We start from the raw sequence: 16,356 nt of genomic DNA on the forward strand, positions 1-16,356 counted from the left end.
CGATGGTGGGTTTCGCAGCGCCAGCCGGGCTCGAGGCCGGCGTGCCGGCCGTGCGCGTCGCGACGGCACTCGACCGTCATCGCGACAACGTCGATTGCGTCGCCGACTGGGTGCACCCGTCGTGGATCGCCGCATCGCTCGGCGTGCCCGAAGCGCACCTGCGCGACTGGCGGGCACTGCTCGCGGGGGCACCGACGAGCGCCGCCGTACGGTGCTCGCGCGCGCTGGTTCGCGCGCTCGGCGTGACGCCGCCGGGTTTCGTCGAATTGTCTCAGGGCGGTTTCGCGAGCATCGGTGCGGCCGTCGCGCCGCAGCCTAACGCGTGCCTGCTGGATGTCGCACCCGCGCCGCTGACGCTGCGGATCTGGCGGATGCGTGCGCTGCTGCTGCGCCGCGGCGAGGTGCGGCGGCTGATCGACCGGCATGCGCAACGGCGGCTCGCCGACTGGACGGGGCTCGACGTGGACGTGCTGATGCGCGGCCCGAACACCGACAGCGCGAACGACGCGGCACGTCTTGCCGCCGTCGCGATGCCGCCGCTCGCGTCGCTGGATGCGCAGGCGCTCGCGATCGAAGGGATGCTGCTGATGCTGCGCGACCTGAAGGGCGCGGCCGGGCTGCCGTTTCCGCTGTCGCGGCTTGCGTTGCCGCGCATGATCGACGTGCCCGCCTGGCTCAACGCGTTGCCGACGCAGCACGACGAAGCGGGTACGGCCCGGCTGTTTCGTCGTCTGCCTGAATTGCTTCGGGAGTGGGCATGGTTATTTGGTTGAACACCAGCCGGCTGACGGCCGGCACCGGCGACACGGGCGAGGGCGGCCCCGCGGTGCGGTTCGGCGTGCATGGCGACGTGGTCCGGCGCGAGACGTTCGGCCATCTGCTGTCGATCGCGGACGCTTACGCGCAGCTCGACGCCGACCGGGCGCGGGTGCTCGAGGACGCGCAGGCCGAGGCCGCCGCGATCGTCGCGGCAGGCGAGGAACAGGCCGAGCTGCTGCTCGACGCCGCGCGCGACACTTACGAAACCGCTGAACAGCGCGGCTACCGCGAGGGTTCGAACCGCGCGCTGTCGGAATGGATGGAGCGGCTCGCCGATGCGACCGACGCGCAGAGCCGCCTGCAGGTCCGCATGCGCGAGCGGCTGGCGGACATCATCGCGTCGGCGGTCGAGAGCATCGTGCACAGCATGGATCGCGAAGCGTTGTTCGAGCGCGCGCTGTCGACCGTCGACCGGATCATCGACAATTCCACCTACCTGCGTGTCGCGGTGAATCCGCAGGATTACGAAGCGGCGCGTGCCGCGTTCGACCAGCTCGCGGCGAAGTGGCGCGACCTCGGCCGGCCGATTCCGGTGTCGATCGTGGCCGACCGGCAGCTCGAGCCCGGCGCGTGCGTCTGCGAGACCGATTTCGGCTCGGTCGACGCGAGTCTCAACACGCAGTTGCGGGCGATGCGCAGCGCCGTCGCCCGCGCACTGAAGCGCTCGATCTACCTCGACGCGGCCGACGTGAACGGCGCGGCGGACGATCCCGATGATGCGGCGGCCGCCGGCACCGGCGACGAAGCGGAAAACGGCGATGCGGCGGCGGCCGAGGTGTCGCGATGAAGGACGGCTGGTTCGACCGGACGCTCGGCTTCGAGCGCCTGACCGACGAGATCGAGCGCGAGATCCTCGCGCGGCCGGGGGTGCTGCGTACCGGCAAGGTGATCGAGGTGATCGGCACGCTCGTGAAGGTCGGCGGCCTCGACGTATCGCTGGGCGAGCTGTGCGAGCTGCGCACGCCGGCCGGCGCGCTGCTGCAGCACGCGGAAGTGATCGGTTTCACGCGCGACTGCGCACTGCTGTCGCCGTTCTCGCGGCTGACGGACATCTCACGCTCGACCCAGGTGGTCGGGCTGGGCCGCTCGCTCGCCGTCAAGGTCGGCGACATGCTGCTCGGGCGCGTGATCGACAGCCTCGGCAATCCCGTCGACGGCGGCCCCGAGATCGAGTCCGACACGCTGCAGCCGGTGTTCGCGTCGCCGCCCGAGCCGATGAGCCGGCGCATGATCGATACGCCGATGGCAACCGGCGTGCGCGTCGTGGACGGGATGATGACGCTCGCGGAAGGGCAGCGGATGGGCATCTTCGCACCGGCAGGCGTCGGCAAGAGCACGCTGCTCGGCATGTTCGCGCGCGGCACCGACTGCGACATCAACGTGATCGCGCTGATCGGCGAACGCGGCCGCGAGGTGCGCGAATTCGTCGAGCTGATTCTCGGGCCGACCGGCATGGCGAGATCGGTCGTCGTCTGCGCGACGTCCGACCGTTCGTCGATGGAGCGCGCGAAGGCGGCCTACGTGGCGACGGCGATCGCCGAATACTTCCGCGATCGCGGGCTGCGCGTGCTGCTGATGATGGATTCGCTCACGCGCTTCGCGCGCGCCGGGCGGGAAATCGGGCTGGCCGCCGGCGAGCCGCCGGCCCGGCGCGGCTTCCCGCCGTCCATCTTCGCGGAACTACCGCGCCTGCTGGAGCGGGCCGGGATGGGCGCGACCGGCTCGATCACCGCGCTCTATACGGTCCTCGCCGAAGACGAGAGCGGCAGCGATCCGATCGCGGAGGAAGTCCGCGGGATTCTCGACGGGCACATGATCCTGTCGCGCGAGATCGCCGCGCGCAACCAGTATCCGGCCATCGACGTACTCGGCAGCCTGTCGCGCGTGATGTCGCAGGTGATGCCCGCGCCGTACGTCGACGCGGCCGCGCGGGTGCGCGCATTGATGGCGAAGTACCGCGAGATCGAGATGCTGCTGCAGATCGGCGAATACAAGCCGGGCGCGAATGCGCTCGCCGACGAGGCGATCGCACGGCACGACGCGATCAAGGCGTTCCTGTCGCAGCCTACCGACGAAATCGTCGCGCTGGCCGACACCGAGGCGCGACTGCATGCACTGACGGCTGCCTGATGGCGGACGCGAACCGACACCGCATCGCCGCGCTCGCACACGCGAATGCGCGGCGCACGCGCGAGATCGATGCCTGGCGCGGCGCGCTCGCCGCGCGACACGACGAACGCGCGGGATTGCTCGCGCGCCGCGCGGCGAAGGTCGCGCAGATCGACGGCGAGACGCGGGTGATCGACGGCTACCAGGCCCGCGTCGCGCAGATGACGGGCGGCAGCGACGGCTTTTCGATCGACGCGTTCAACCAGTGCGTGCGGTACATCGGCGTCGTGACCGACCGCCGGCGCGCGATGGTCGCGGAACTGACCCAGCTCGACGGCCTGATCCAGGGCGTGGACAGCGAGATCGCGCGGATTCAGCGCGACATCGCGCGCAACACGCAGCGGATCGACCAGTGCAGCGAACGGATCGCGACGATCCGGCAGGCGATCGATCTCGCTCGCGAGGACGCGCAGGACGAAGAGAACGAGGAGATCGCCACGTCCCGGTTCATCCGGGCGCGTGCCGCCCAGGGATGACACCGGATGACCCAGACACTCGAACCGCTCGTCGGCCTGCATGGCCTCTTCATCGGCTACCTGACGGTGACCGGCGTCTGTTCGCTGAGGCTGTTCGTGCTGATGTTCGTGTTCCCGCCGACCGCGGACGGCGTGATCCAGGGCACCGTGCGCAACGCGATCGCGATCGTGTTCAGCGCGTATGTCGCCATGGGCCAGCCGATTGCGTTCATCGAAGCACTGCACGGCCTGTTCCTCGCCGAAGTGATGCTGCGCGAGGCGGCGATCGGGCTGGTGCTCGGCTATGCGGCGTCGACCGTGTTCTGGGTCGCGGAAAGCGTGGGCGTCTATATCGACGACCTGACCGGACACAACAACATCCAGATCACCAATCCCGCCAGCCAGGAACAGAGCACGCCCGTCGGTACGTTGCTGCAGCAGGTGGCGATCATGGCGTTCTGGGCGCTCGGCGGGATGACGTTCCTGCTCGGCACGCTGTACGAATCGTATGGCTGGTGGCCGGTATCGACCGGCGCGCCGATCGCGGGCGACATCGTGGCGTCGTTCGTGCTGCGGCAGACGGACACGCTGATGCAGTCGATCGCCAAGCTCGCCGCGCCGCTGCTGTTCATCCTGGTGCTGGTCGACGTCGCGTTCGGCTTCGTGTCGAAATCGGCGTCGAAGCTGGATATTTCCAGCCTGAGCCAGCCGGTGAAGGCCGCGGTTGCGATCGCGATGCTCGCGATCTTCATCGGCTTGTTCGTCGACCAGGTGCACGGACAACTGGCCCTGAATTCCCTCGAGGCGCAATGGAATGGAATTTTCTCAAATCGTGGGAAAGCAGATAATCATTAGTTTACTAATTCATTTCAAACTCAATCTTTCTCAAAAAATGGCCAAAGATTAGATTAATTGAGTTTCTTCATACTTCATTCCATTACGCTGTTCTCCAAGGCGGCCTGACAAGCCGGCACGCACTGGAGTCAGTTATGTTTTCGACACTTTATTTCCCGCTTGCTGCCTATCTGGGAACCCCGGATTTCGCCGCAGGGCGCGAACGTTTCGGCGCCATGCTGTTCAACGGCGACATCGGCGTCGCTCGCCAGCTGGCGAGCCGCTGGGCGGACGAGGCCGATGCGTCGCGCAATCCGCCGTACGCGCTGCAACTGCACGCCGACATGCAGCTGCTCACCGGCGGCGACGTGGAAGCGGAAGAAACCTATCGGGCCGCGCAGCGCCTGAGCCACGCATCGCGCCAGGCAATGCGGGCGGAATCCTGCCGCAACACCGCATGGCAGGCGCTCTTCCGCTACCGGCTCAATACGGCGCTGGCCTGCTTCGGCCGCGCAGCGGACGAGGACGACATTCCGATCGACCGTGTGCTCGAAGTCCGCGTCGGCATCGTCTGCGTGCTCTACGAACTGGGCCGCGTGAGCGAAGCGATCGGCGAACTGGATGAACTGCGCGAACTGGCTCGCGAGGCACCGGAACCGACCATGCCGGCCTGGCATGAGCTGCTCGCGGCGCTGAAGCTCGACATCGCGATGCAGTGCACGCTGCGTTCGTCGGCCTCGCTGCAGGATCACGTCTACTGGCAGTCCGGCTTGATGCACGGCCGCTCCGCGCGGGCGTCGCTGCACGCGTACCTCGACAGCGCGCAAAGCAGGATCGATCTCGCGAGCGTGCATATTCCCGTGCTGCGCTCACGCGTCGATTACCTGTGCCAGTTGCGTGACGCGACCGGCGCCGACCGGAATGCGGTCGACGGACTGCTCAGGCACGTGAACTGGGCACGTGACCACAACCTGCGCGACTACCAGCGCACGCTGCGGCTCGAGATTGCGCTCGCGATGCTGGCATGCGATGCCGCCCAGGTCGCCGACATGATCCTCGAGCCGCTGTACGGCGCCGCGCAGTCGGGCGTCGGCGGACACCGGCAGATCGAATACCTGTACTGCGTGGCCAAGACGCGCCAGGCGCAGGGGCGGCTGAAGGACGCGCAGCAGTTCTACAGCCGCTATGCGCTGACCTCGATGGAGTGCCTGCGTGAAGCGCTGTCGGCACGCGTGCCGTTCCTCGAGCGCAAGATCCGCGAGACGTCCCAGCTCGACGACATCGGCGCGCGCTTGCCGGCCCGTTACCGGCGCGCCTACACCTTCTTGCTCGAGAACCTCGAGCACGCCGACCTGTCCGTGCGCGACATCGCCGCGGAAGTCGGCGTGACCGAGCGGGCGCTGCAAAGCGCATTCAGGAAATTCCTGAACATGTCGCCGACCGAGCTGATCCGCCGCCAGCGGATGGAGCGCATCCGCTCCGAGCTCGTGGACGGCTCGGCGTCCGACGGCGGCGTGCTCGCCACCGCGAGCCGCTGGGGCGTGCAGAACCGCTCGACGCTGATCAACGGCTATCGAAAGCAGTTCGACGAAGCGCCGTCGCACACGCTCGAACGATAACGAACCGAATTTTCCCTCCGTAACGGGTGTGCGACAGCGATGAGATCGAAGGCGATATTTTGCGCGGCGTGGGCCGTGTGGGTGATCGGCATGGGCGCGACGGCGGCAGCGCATGCGGACGCGGTGCGCTGGCGCAGCGGCGTCGCGCACGTGACGGCAGAAGGCAAGGATCTGAAGGATGTGCTGCGCGACCTGCTCGCGAGTCAGGGCGTGACGGCGTCGATTGCGGACAACGTCACCGGAACCGTGACCGGGCGCTTCGACATGCCGCCGCAACGGATCCTCGACACGCTCGCCGCGACGTTCGGCTTCGTGTGGTTCTACGACGGCAGCGTCATGTCGATCAGCAACGCGAACGACGTCACGCGCCAGATCGTCCGGCTCGACAACGCGTCGATCGCCGATCTCAACGCCACGCTGCGCGGCATGCGGCTCGACGACAAGCGTTATCCGCTGACCTACGACAGCAGCGCACGCACCGTGATCATCAGCGGGCCCCCGCAGTACGTGCAGATGGTGGCCGGCGTCGCGAAGCATCTCGACGAGAACATGCAGCGCTCGAACGGCACGGTGGTGCGCGCGTTCAAGCTCAGCAGCGCGTGGGCGGCCGACCACAAGGTGCAGCTCGACGGCAAGAACGTGGTCGTGCCGGGCGTTGCGACGGTCGTGTCGAAGCTCTATCACCCCGAGCAGGGCGGCTCGACGGGCAACCCGTCGGCGCAGACGATCGGCGGCATGCAGCGCCTGTCGCCGATGGCCGACGCGAGCGGCGGCACCACCGGCGGCTCGCCGGTACCGCCGCTGCCGCCTGGCATGGCGGGCGGCGACGCGTCGCGCAGCCTGGTCAGCGGGCTGTTCGGCGGCGGCCAGTCGGGCAGCGGCAAGAACGGCGCCGTGTCGGACGGCACGCAGGGCGGTGCCGCGGATCCCGGGCCGGGCGACCCAAGCCTGCCCGTCGTGGAAGCCGACCCGACCACCAACACGGTGCTGGTCCGGGACACGCCGCAACGCATCGGGCTCTATGCGCCGCTGATCGAGAAGCTCGATGCGCGCCCCAACCTGATCGAGATCGAGGCGCACATCATCGAGATCAACGACGACCTGCTGCGGCAGATCGGCGTGGACTGGCGCGCGCACAACAGCCACGTCGACCTGCAGACCGGCTCGGGCACGCTGCAGCAGAACGGCTACAACGGCAACATCAACCCGAACTTCGGCGTGACGACGCTGGCCGACGGCACCACGTCCGTCGCGGCCACGCCGGTCGGCGGCGCGATCACGGCGGTTCTCGGCAATGCCGGGCGCTATCTGCTCGCGCGGATCACCGCGCTCGAATCGACGTCGCAAGCGCGGATCGACTCGAGCCCGAAGGTCGCGACGCTCGACAACGTCGAGGCGGTGATGGACAACAAGACGCGCTTCTTCGTGCGCGTGCAGGGTTATACGTCCGGCGATCTCTATTCGGTGTCGACCGGCGTGTCGCTGCGCGTGCTGCCGATGGTCGTGCAGGACAAGAACGACGGCACGACGCGGATCAAGCTCGACGTGCACATCGAGGACGGCCAGCTCACCGGCGACAAGGTCGATACGCTGCCGGTCATCACCAGCAGCGAGATCAACACGCAGGCGTTCGTCGGCGAGGGGGAGAGCCTGCTGATCGCCGGCTACAGCACCGACAACGATTCGAACGGCGTCGCACAGGTGCCGTGGGTGTCGAAGATCCCGCTGCTCGGCGCGCTGTTCCGGAATACCGACCGGTCGCACAAGCACATGGAACGCGTGTTCCTGCTGACGCCGCGGATCATTCACTTCTGACCCGGCGGCTATGCGCGGCGCCGTCGATGCCGGCGCAGCCGCATGGGCGGGCGCTCGTCAGGCCGGGTTCCGGTCGGACATCACGATGTTGACCGTCTTGCTCGGATCGCCCGCGAGGCCCATCGCGGCCGCATCGTCGGTCGAATACAGGTATGGGCGGATCGCGTCGCCGTCGCCGGCGGTGCGCCCGTCGGACAGCGTCACGGTCATGTTCTCGTCGTGACCGGCGAAATCCTTGTCGCCGTCGACCTTGCTCACGTCCGGATTGCCCGCGCCGGACGCCTGCCCGTTGTCGGCCCCGCCGTCTTCGTACAGCACCTCGTCCGGATGCGTATTGCCGTTCGCATCGGATGGCGAGATCCGTACGCCGATGTCGTGCGAACCGCCGACGAAGGTGCCGGTCTGGCCCGGTGCGAGCGTGAGGGTCGCCTTGTTCTGGCCTTGCACCGCGTACGTGAACGACTCGGGCCGGTTCGTATTGTTGGTGACGTTGAAGGTCTTGTCGTTGCCCGTACCGGTGTGGACGGTTTGCGTCGACGTCGGGGCGATACCGTCGATCGCGCCGGCCTGCGCCACACCGCCCGCGTTGGTCGACAGTTTCGCCGAGCTTCCGGAGGGCGCTCCGCCAAGCGGCGGATTCTGGTCGTTCCGGGTGCGCGGCGTGTTCGGATCGACCGGCGCATTCCGGCCGTTCGACGGTAATGTCTGCGGCTGGACCTCATGGTTGGCCAACGGCGGGACGGACCGGCCCGTGCTTGCCACCGGTGGCGAGGAGGGCGAGTCGTTGCCGTTTTGCCCTGACAACAGGCTTTTGAGCTCCGCCATCAGTGCCTGGATGATCTGCGCGATCTGTTGCGAACCCGGGCTGTCCGCCGATCCGGCGTCGCGCGCGGGGTCGGTCCGGGAAATCGGGGCGTTGCCCTGGACGGTGATGGTGATCATGAGCGCCGTTCTCCGCGGGGAGTGATCGGGGGAGGCGCGCTCGTCGACCGGCGCGCGTCGCCGTTTGCGCCGGCCGGACTGCGTCAGGCCGGCGTCGTTTGCCGTTTGCCGTTTGCCGTTTGCCGTTTGCCGTTTGCCGTTGGTCGCTTGCCCCTGGCAGCATCGTAGGCCCTTCGACTGTATGCCTCGGCGCAGCGCCCGGGCGGCCCGACACGAAACACCGGCGCGCGACGCGAAGTGCCGAAGCGCAGCGTGGCGAAGCTGGCCGGTGGCGGCGCCGACCGCGCGCGGCGCCGTTCCGATTCGCAAACCCGTCGCCCGCTTCGCGCCGGCCGCACGCGTCATCCGCCATGCGGCCTATAGTCGGTCGAGGTGGCCCGTCCCGCGATTCCCGGAAGGAGGCAGTCATGTCCTTGACAGTGAGTTTGAATTCCACCGGGTCGACGAACTTCGACCCTTCGCAGGATTCCGGTTCGAACCAGGCGCAGATCACGCAGGTGCTGGCCCAACTCGAGCAGATCCTGCAAGCGGTGTTCGCCGCGCTCAAGCAGGCGTCGGCCGCTGACGGAACGCAGCCTGCCGGCGATGGAAACGGAGGCGGGATGCCGTCGATACGGCTGGCGAGCGGCGACGGCGGCGGCAACGACGGCACACCGCTTTCGTTCTCGCTGAACGGGCCGTCGTCGAACGACGCGCCGCCGGCCGGCAGCGCACCGCCGGCGAACGCCAGTATCCCGCCAGGCGGGCAGAGCGACGGGCAGACGCATGGCCAGAGTGGGTCGACGCTCCCCGCGAACACGGGCGGCAGCGCGGCACATGCGATCGCGGACGACCTGCGCAGCCGCTACGGGCTGAACGATACGCAGATCGCGGGCGTGCTCGGCAACCTGCAGCAGGAAAGCGGCCTGAAGCCGAACGTCAACCAGGGCGGCGCCGAAGGCGCGCCGTCGGGCAACTTCGCGGACGACAACGCGAACGGCTGGGGGCTCGCGCAGTGGGGCGGCACGCGCAAGCAGGGCGAGATCGCGTATGCGCAGCAGCACAACCTCGATCCGGGCAGCCTCGACGCGAACATCGGCTACATGAACCAGGAACTCGACGGCCCGTACAGCAAGACGATTTCCGACCTGAAGAACACGACGAACGTGTCGCAGGCCGCCCAGGTCTGGGACACCGACTACGAGCAGGCGACCGATCCGCAGATGGACAACCGGCTCCAGTACGCACAGAACTTCCTGAACGAAGGGCTCTGAGCCGTATCCGCCGTCCGGCGCGTCAACGCGGCGGCGGCCCGCATTCCCGCTTGCCCCGTACCGCGGCCAGCGACGGCACACCTGCCGTTATCGCGACTGGCAACGTGCCGGCGGCATGATGCCTGGGCGCGCATTGGCGCCGCACGACACATCTTCCGCATCGTCCGGTAGATCGGCGGCACGCGTCCGGACGGCGGGCGCACGCGCAGGGTCCCGCTCGACAGCGACGGGAGGAGTACGCGTCCCGGCGTCGCCCCCGGCGATTCGACAGCGCCCCGGCGCCCACACCGCCCGATCTTTCCCCTCGCTCGCCATCCCTGTCGCTACGGCAACATATGCCCGCACACGCCCCCGGTCCTGCCTGGGCCGGCGTCGTGCGCGAGTGCACCGTACGCGACATGGCGATCCATCACGCTCGACATTATAGAAATAATGTCAAATTAAAAGGCACGATAAATTGGGTATTCAACGGTTTACGTTATATTATTTACGAAATCACCAAGCCAACCCGCCATGTCCGATCTCGCTGCCGACGAATCCCGCCTGACCGCCGAAATCGAGCGCCTCAAGGCCGACTTCCCGAAAACCCGCGAGCTGTATCGCGAAGCCTGCGCGCTGCTGTTCTTCCGCTTCGGCATCACGCCGACCGCGAACCGCCTGTACCAGCTCGTCCGCAAGGGCAGCATGAGTACGCCGACGGCCGTCCTCGGCGAGTTCTGGGCCGAGCTGCGGGAAAAGAGTCGCGTGCGCATCGAGCATCCCGACCTGCCGGCCGATCTGCAGGCGGCCGCCGGTGAGCTGGTGGCGGCGCTATGGAATCGGTCGAGCGCCGACGCGGCCGGCGCGCTCGACGCATTGCGCGCGGAGGTCGAGGCCGAGCGGGTAGCGGCAAGGGCGGAAGTCGCGGCATTGCAGGCCGAACTGGCCCGCACCGAAACCGCGCTGGAGCAACGCACGGCCGCGCTGCTGGCCGCGCAGGTGCGCATTCAGGAACTGGAACAGGCGAGGGCGGCGGACGACGCATCGCGGCAAGCGCTGCAAGCGGACATCGAACGCCTCACGGCCGACAACGCGGAAGGCGACCGCGCACTTGCGCAGGCGCGCGCGGATTTCACCACCCAGCTAGACCGGCTGCGCGACGACGCCGGTCGGGCCGAGGAGCGCTTGCGCGCGTCGGAGAAGCGGGCGCTTCAGGAGATCGATCGCGAGCGGCTCGCGGCCGCGCGGCTGCAGAAGGAACTCGAGGCAGCAGCCTTGCGCATGGAGCAGCGCGATGCGCAGCAGCGCAAGGAAATGGCCGCACTGCAGACGCAGCTCGGCGACGCGCTCCACCGATGCGGCGTGCTTCAAGGGCAGCTCGACGGTGCGCAGGCGACCGAGGCGGCACGGGTCAAGGAACTCGATGCGCTGCGGCGCGAAATGACGGCGCTCTCGCGCCGGTCGGCGCTGCGTGGCGCCAAGGCAGCGCCCGCCGCACAACGGGACGAGCGGAGGGCGCGCACGCGAAAGCGCGCGGACGAAGCGCCGCCGCGTTGAAGTAGAAACCACAAGCGTGCGTCAGCCGAAGGCGACGCACGTCCGGAGCCCGGAAGCCTGAAGCGGCCAGGCAAGCGCCCGAGCCCCTCCCCCCCCCGATCGCCCACCCATCCACCGATACCGATCAACTCGACACATACCGCGACGGCAACGCCGGCGCATCCGCCGGAATCGTGACGAGCGACGTATTGAGCCAGCCCTGCGGCGACCCATTCGACTGCGCGTAGGCGCCGACGTACGGCATCATCCGCGTCGTCTGATAGACCTGCGGCGTCCACCCGGCGGGCGCGAGGAAAATCGACGTCGCGCGCTTCTCGCTATACGCGGACGCCCCATACGTCGAGATGTTCCACAGCGTCTGCTGATACGTCGCATAGTCGGCGTTGTGCCGCGAACCGCCGGCCTGCCAGCCTTCGAGCTGGATGAACGTGTTGTACGTGCCGGCGCCCGCGAGCAGGTTGTTCACCGTGCGCCCGTACAGGAACGACAGGATCAGCCCGCAGTTCGCCGGCGCGAAATCGCTGCCGACGCTCAGGTAATAGCGGCCCGTCGTGTTCAACACCGACGCGTAGTGCGAGTTGCCGATATCCGTCGACGTCGTCAGCCCGCTCGCCCCCATGAAGCTGTCGAACGCCTGCATCGTGACGCCCGCCGGCAGGTCGTTCGTCGCGCTGATCGCGACGATATGCGAGCCGGCCGCCAGCAGCGTCAGGAACGCGGACAGCGTGCTCGCGTTCCAGTTGCCCTGCGCATCGACGAACGGAAACGCGCGATAACCCGTCAGCGCGAACACGGCCGGATCGGAACCGGCCTGCCACGCGATCTGCGGCATCCACATCGTCAGCGGGCCGGCGTTCGACGCGCCGGAGACGTACTGCTTCAGCGCGTCGACGAGTTGCGCATCGGCAGCGGGCAGCACGCCATAGGCCGCGCCGCTCTGCCAGCGCTGCACCCATTGCGAGACGAAGCCCGCCAGCTGGCCGCCCGTGAAGTCGGCAGGCGGCACGTAGCCGAGCGGGCCGGTGCTTTGGTACGCGGACTGGATGGCCGCGGCCGTGCGCACGTTGCTGCCGAACATGCTGTTCGCGAAATCCTGGCAGTTGTTGGCCGGCGGCGTCGCGAGCTGCGCGAGCGGGACGACCCACGCGCCGTTCGCGGTCGCGACGCCGCGATACAGCGTGAGATTCGCGACCGAGTCGTGACCGGGAAACGTGGCGGCGTCGGCGCCCGACACGTAGCCGGCGGACGGCGTGACGCTGACGGTGGTCGGTTGCGACCCGAACGGATGCGTGTACGAAATGGCAAACGAGGCGTCGCCGCCGGCCAGGCTGAACGATCCCGTGCAGTCGCCCCAGCTGTTCGACGCGCTGACGGCGGTCGATTGCCCGGTGGCGACCTGCGCTTGCGACGCCTGCGGCAGCGAGCCGCTCTGGCTCGCCGCGTTGCCGTACGCGAGCGTCGTCGACGGGATCGCATTGACGACGTTGATCGTGATCGAGCGGTCGGCGATGCCGTAGCTGCGCGCGGAGGCATCCGCGGCGCCGGCGGCGGCGGCGGCGAACGACGACGCGGACGTCGGGTTGCCGTCGCCGCCGCAGGCAGCCAGCGAGCCGACGAGCGGCGACAGGGTCAGCGCGGCGCCGCGCTGGATGAAGCGCCGGCGGTTCGGCGCGGACGGGCGTTCGGGTTTCGAAGCGGTCATGGACGTTCCTGGTCACGGTTTCGGGAGGCGACAACGACGATCCGGCGCGTTGCACACGTGTGCAATGCCGGTCGAAACGGGTCGATCGCCGGCACATGCGCCGCGCATATTTATGCGGGAGATCGATGAAACGCCTGCGACGAAACCGAGTCGGGCGTGTGACGCCGCGCGCTCGGCGGAGCGGGAAGGAGGGCGGCATGCCGGCGCGACGTTTGGGCGCCAGGCGGGGATCGGGTAAAGTGCCGCTCAACATGCCGGCTCGACGTCACTAGACGACCGGTCTAATCGTTGCTACCATACGCCATCATGAATGCATCTTCGGGCGCGGAAGTCCGCCAGCACATCCTGAATATCGCCAAGCCGATCATGCTCCACAAGGGGTTTTCGGCGGTCGGCCTGAACGAGATTCTCGCTGCGGCGGGCATCCCGAAGGGCTCGTTCTACCATTACTTCGGCTCGAAAGAGGCATTCGGCGAAGCGCTGCTCGAATCGTATTTCGACGGCTATCTCGCGCACCTCGACAACCTGTTCAAGCATCAGGCCGGCACGGGCGCGGAGCGCCTGATGACGTACTGGCGCAACTGGCTGCACACGCAATGCGCCGACGATCCGGAAGGCAAGTGCCTCGCGGTGAAGCTCGGCGCGGAAGTGTCGGATCTGTCGGAAGCGATGCGCGCGGTGCTGCGGCAGGGCACGAGCCAGATCATCGAGCGGCTCGCGGGCGGCATCGAGGCCGGGCTGGCCGACGGTTCGCTGAGCGGGGTCGCCGATCCGTCGCATACGGCCGCGATCCTGTACGAGCTGTGGCTGGGCGCAACGCTGCTGGAGAAGATTCACCGCAATCGCAAGCCGCTCGAACGGGCGATGGTCGAAACGCGGCGCATGCTGAACCTGCCGCCGCTCGAGCCGGGCGACGTGAAGTCGTAACGCGGGCGCGCATCGGCGCGCCTTGTTTTTACCCCGATTCTAGACGACTGGTCTACTCATCCACGCATGACGAACGTGTCACACCGCGTTACGCTGTCCCGATTGATTCAACCGCATGCACGCAGCCGCGCCGGCCTGAGCGCCGATGCAGCCGCCCGCGTGCGTCTCCCGCTGGTCCATCCCTGATCCGATCGTGCCCACGAAGCACGTCCATTCCTGTTGACGGAGGCTCACATGCCACAAAGCAAGACCGCTAATCGCCAGATCATCCTGAATTCGCGCCCGGTCGGCGCGCCGACGCCGGGCAACTTCCGCGCCGAATCCGGTGACGTGCCGACGCCCGGCGCCGGCCAGGTGCTGCTGCGCACGGTCTGGTTGTCACTCGACCCGTACATGCGCGGCCGGATGAGCGACGCACCGTCCTATGCGCCGCCGGCCGAACTCGGCCAGCCGATGGTCGGCGGCACGGTCAGCCAGGTCGTCTCGTCGAACCTGCCCGCGTTCCGCGAAGGCGACCTGGTGGTCGCCGGCGCCGGCTGGCAGGACTATGCGTTGTCCGACGGCCAAGGTCTGATTCCGCTCGGCCGCGACTTCGCGCATCCGTCGTACGCGCTCGGCGTGCTCGGCATGCCGGGCTTCACCGCCTATACCGGCCTGCTGACGATCGGCGATCCGAAGGCCGGCGAAACCGTGGTCGTCGCGGCGGCGAGCGGTGCGGTCGGCGCGGTGGTCGGCCAGATCGCCAAGCTGAAGGGCTGCCGCGTGGTCGGGGTCGCGGGCGGCGCCGACAAGTGCGCGTACGTGACCGATACGCTCGGTTTCGACGTGTGCGTCGACCACCGCGATCCGGCGTTCGCCGCGAAGCTGAAGGAAGCATGCCCGAACGGCATCGACATCTATTTCGAGAACGTCGGCGGGGCCGTGTTCGACGCGGTGTGGCCGCTGCTCAACGACCATGCGCGCGTGCCCGTGTGCGGGATCATCGCGCACTACAACGACGCGGCCTACGACGACAAGGCCGTGTCGACCGGCCGCGACCGCGTGCCGGCACTGATGGGCACGATCCTGCGCAAGCGCATCCGGATGCAGGGTTTCATCATCATGGATCACTATGCCACCGGCTATGCGACGTTCATGAAGGACATGAGCGAATGGGTCGCGCAGGGCAAGGTGAAGACGCGCGAGGACGTCGTCCCCGATCTCGCCGATGCGCCGGAAGCGCTGATCGGCCTGCTGGCCGGCAAGAACTTCGGCAAGGTCGTCGTGCGCGTGGGCCCGGACGAACTGGCCTGACGCCTCGGCACGGCGACACACAACGGCTGCACGCTGGCGTCACGCGACGCCGGCTTGTGGCATGCTCGATTCCGCTATCGACGACTAGGAGAATGACAAGATGGCGCTTCACGTGATTGCTTCCCTGTTCCTGAAACCCGAACACGCGGCGGCCGCCGAGGCCGAGCTGCGCGGCATGGTCGCGAAGACGCGCACCGAACCGGGCAACCGGCGCTACGACCTGTTCCGCGAGCAGGACGGCTCGCCGAACCTGCACCTGTACGAAATCTACGACGACCAGGCCGCGTTCGACGCGCACCTCGCGAGCCCGTATTTCGGCGAATTCCGCGCGAAGTCGGCCGACTGGTTCACCGCGCCGCCGGTCATCAAGGTGCTGTCGGGCATCGACGTCGCCGAGTAACGCCGCCGTACGCCCGTCGCGGCTCGCGCCCACCCGGGCCGCACGGCACCCGCCGCACAGCACGCGGCGGCGATGACAACACCACGCGGCGCATCGTTCGCGCCGCTTCCCCCATACACCGGCCCCGGAGGCTGAATGATCACCCTCAACATCAACGGCGAAACCCGCTCGGTCGACGCCCCCGACGACATGCCCTTGCTCTGGGTGCTGCGCGACGTCGTCGGTCTCACCGGCACGAAGTTCGGCTGCGGAATCGCGCAGTGCGGCGCGTGCACGGTGCATCTCGACGGCGTCGCCGCACGCTCGTGCGTGCTGCCGGTCGCGGCGGTCGCCGGCCGCAAGATCACGACGATCGAAGCCGTCGGCGCGACGCCGGCCGGCCACAAGGTCCAGCAGGCCTGGCGCGCGCTCGACGTCGTCCAGTGCGGCTATTGCCAGTCGGGGCAGGTGATGGCCGCCACCGCGCTGATCGCGTCGAACCCGAACCCGAGCGACGCCGACATCGACGCGGCGATGGCCGGCAACATCTGCCGCTGCGGCACGTACAACCGGATTCGCGCGGCCGTGAAGCAAGCCGCCAAGGAGGCCTGAT

Annotated in this window: 15 protein-coding genes; 13 read left to right on the forward strand and 2 right to left on the reverse strand. The window is 68.1% G+C overall.

Going from position 1 to position 16,356, the window contains the following annotated elements:
• Nucleotides 1-2 precede the first annotated feature (2 nt).
• From LGM89_RS28610 to sctC, 7 genes are all read left to right on the forward strand, one after another.
• Nucleotides 3-773, forward strand: a complete 771-nt coding sequence (locus LGM89_RS28610) for a type III secretion protein HrpB4 (RefSeq protein WP_226274692.1) — start codon at nt 3-5, stop codon at nt 771-773.
• Nucleotides 758-1,606: a type III secretion system stator protein SctL gene (sctL, locus tag LGM89_RS28615; RefSeq protein WP_226274693.1), complete on the forward strand. Its 849-nt coding sequence runs from the start codon at nt 758-760 to the stop codon at nt 1,604-1,606. The genes LGM89_RS28610 and sctL overlap by 16 nt, the downstream gene beginning before the upstream one ends.
• Nucleotides 1,603-2,949, forward strand: a complete 1,347-nt coding sequence (gene sctN, locus LGM89_RS28620; RefSeq protein WP_226274694.1) for a type III secretion system ATPase SctN — start codon at nt 1,603-1,605, stop codon at nt 2,947-2,949. The genes sctL and sctN overlap by 4 nt, the downstream gene beginning before the upstream one ends.
• On the forward strand, nt 2,949-3,464 hold the full coding sequence (locus LGM89_RS28625) for a hypothetical protein (protein WP_047849990.1): 516 nt from the start codon (nt 2,949-2,951) through the stop codon (nt 3,462-3,464). The genes sctN and LGM89_RS28625 overlap by 1 nt, the downstream gene beginning before the upstream one ends.
• 6 nt (nt 3,465-3,470) lie before the next feature.
• Complete coding sequence (sctT, locus tag LGM89_RS28630; RefSeq protein WP_226203331.1) at nt 3,471-4,298, forward strand: type III secretion system export apparatus subunit SctT; 828 nt, start codon at nt 3,471-3,473, stop codon at nt 4,296-4,298.
• A 134-nt stretch (nt 4,299-4,432) separates the two neighbouring features.
• Nucleotides 4,433-5,896 carry a helix-turn-helix transcriptional regulator gene (locus LGM89_RS28635; RefSeq protein ID WP_226274695.1) on the forward strand — a complete coding sequence of 488 codons (1,464 nt, stop codon included), beginning with the start codon at nt 4,433-4,435 and terminating at the stop codon, nt 5,894-5,896.
• 39 nt (nt 5,897-5,935) lie between these two features.
• Nucleotides 5,936-7,711, forward strand: a complete 1,776-nt coding sequence (sctC, locus tag LGM89_RS28640; protein WP_226203329.1) for a type III secretion system outer membrane ring subunit SctC — start codon at nt 5,936-5,938, stop codon at nt 7,709-7,711.
• A 57-nt stretch (nt 7,712-7,768) separates the two neighbouring features.
• On the opposite strand, the gene LGM89_RS28645 is transcribed toward sctC, so the two are convergent.
• Nucleotides 7,769-8,998 (reverse strand): hypothetical protein, encoded by a 1,230-nt coding sequence (locus tag LGM89_RS28645; RefSeq protein WP_226274696.1) that lies wholly within the window; start codon nt 8,996-8,998, stop codon nt 7,769-7,771.
• Between the two features lie 62 nt (nt 8,999-9,060).
• On the opposite strand from LGM89_RS28645, the gene LGM89_RS28650 reads away from it, so the two are divergent.
• Nucleotides 9,061-9,906, forward strand: a complete 846-nt coding sequence (locus LGM89_RS28650) for a phage tail tip lysozyme (protein WP_226274697.1) — start codon at nt 9,061-9,063, stop codon at nt 9,904-9,906.
• A 513-nt stretch (nt 9,907-10,419) separates the two neighbouring features.
• Entirely contained in the window at nt 10,420-11,442 is a 1,023-nt protein-coding gene (locus tag LGM89_RS28655; protein WP_089496950.1) for a DNA-binding protein, read from the forward strand.
• A gap of 124 nt (nt 11,443-11,566) precedes the next feature.
• Here the strand turns inward: LGM89_RS28655 and LGM89_RS28660 are convergent, their stop codons facing one another.
• On the reverse strand, nt 11,567-13,144 hold the full coding sequence (locus tag LGM89_RS28660) for a hypothetical protein (protein ID WP_226274698.1): 1,578 nt from the start codon (nt 13,142-13,144) through the stop codon (nt 11,567-11,569).
• 306 nt (nt 13,145-13,450) lie between these two features.
• Between LGM89_RS28660 and LGM89_RS28665 the strand changes: the two genes are divergently transcribed.
• The 4 genes from LGM89_RS28665 to LGM89_RS28680 all read left to right on the forward strand — a co-directional run bounded on the left by LGM89_RS28665 (nt 13,451) and on the right by LGM89_RS28680 (nt 16,355).
• Nucleotides 13,451-14,071 carry a TetR/AcrR family transcriptional regulator gene (locus LGM89_RS28665; RefSeq protein WP_226274699.1) on the forward strand — a complete coding sequence of 207 codons (621 nt, stop codon included), beginning with the start codon at nt 13,451-13,453 and terminating at the stop codon, nt 14,069-14,071.
• Nucleotides 14,072-14,305: 234 nt separating this feature from the next.
• Entirely contained in the window at nt 14,306-15,364 is a 1,059-nt protein-coding gene (locus LGM89_RS28670) for an NADP-dependent oxidoreductase (protein ID WP_226274700.1), read from the forward strand.
• Nucleotides 15,365-15,464: 100 nt separating this feature from the next.
• Nucleotides 15,465-15,764, forward strand: a complete 300-nt coding sequence (locus LGM89_RS28675) for a putative quinol monooxygenase (RefSeq protein ID WP_089496946.1) — start codon at nt 15,465-15,467, stop codon at nt 15,762-15,764.
• 135 nt (nt 15,765-15,899) lie between these two features.
• Complete coding sequence (locus LGM89_RS28680; protein ID WP_089432687.1) at nt 15,900-16,355, forward strand: (2Fe-2S)-binding protein; 456 nt, start codon at nt 15,900-15,902, stop codon at nt 16,353-16,355.
• The last annotated feature ends 1 nt before the right edge of the window (nt 16,356 follow it).

The sequence above is a fragment of the Burkholderia sp. AU31624 genome, from assembly GCF_020420065.1.
GTDB lineage: Bacteria > Pseudomonadota > Gammaproteobacteria > Burkholderiales > Burkholderiaceae > Burkholderia.

Coding starts and splice junctions, on each gene's coding strand:
- LGM89_RS28610 (WP_226274692.1), top strand. CDS start 3: ATGGTGGGTTTCGCAGCGCCAGCCGGGCTCGAGGCCGGCGTGCCGGCC.
- sctL (WP_226274693.1), top strand. CDS start 758: ATGGTTATTTGGTTGAACACCAGCCGGCTGACGGCCGGCACCGGCGAC.
- sctN (WP_226274694.1), top strand. CDS start 1,603: ATGAAGGACGGCTGGTTCGACCGGACGCTCGGCTTCGAGCGCCTGACC.
- LGM89_RS28625 (WP_047849990.1), top strand. CDS start 2,949: ATGGCGGACGCGAACCGACACCGCATCGCCGCGCTCGCACACGCGAAT.
- sctT (WP_226203331.1), top strand. CDS start 3,471: ATGACCCAGACACTCGAACCGCTCGTCGGCCTGCATGGCCTCTTCATC.
- LGM89_RS28635 (WP_226274695.1), top strand. CDS start 4,433: ATGTTTTCGACACTTTATTTCCCGCTTGCTGCCTATCTGGGAACCCCG.
- sctC (WP_226203329.1), top strand. CDS start 5,936: ATGAGATCGAAGGCGATATTTTGCGCGGCGTGGGCCGTGTGGGTGATC.
- LGM89_RS28645 (WP_226274696.1), bottom strand. CDS start 8,998: ATGACGCGTGCGGCCGGCGCGAAGCGGGCGACGGGTTTGCGAATCGGA.
- LGM89_RS28650 (WP_226274697.1), top strand. CDS start 9,061: ATGTCCTTGACAGTGAGTTTGAATTCCACCGGGTCGACGAACTTCGAC.
- LGM89_RS28655 (WP_089496950.1), top strand. CDS start 10,420: ATGTCCGATCTCGCTGCCGACGAATCCCGCCTGACCGCCGAAATCGAG.
- LGM89_RS28660 (WP_226274698.1), bottom strand. CDS start 13,144: ATGACCGCTTCGAAACCCGAACGCCCGTCCGCGCCGAACCGCCGGCGC.
- LGM89_RS28665 (WP_226274699.1), top strand. CDS start 13,451: ATGAATGCATCTTCGGGCGCGGAAGTCCGCCAGCACATCCTGAATATC.
- LGM89_RS28670 (WP_226274700.1), top strand. CDS start 14,306: ATGCCACAAAGCAAGACCGCTAATCGCCAGATCATCCTGAATTCGCGC.
- LGM89_RS28675 (WP_089496946.1), top strand. CDS start 15,465: ATGGCGCTTCACGTGATTGCTTCCCTGTTCCTGAAACCCGAACACGCG.
- LGM89_RS28680 (WP_089432687.1), top strand. CDS start 15,900: ATGATCACCCTCAACATCAACGGCGAAACCCGCTCGGTCGACGCCCCC.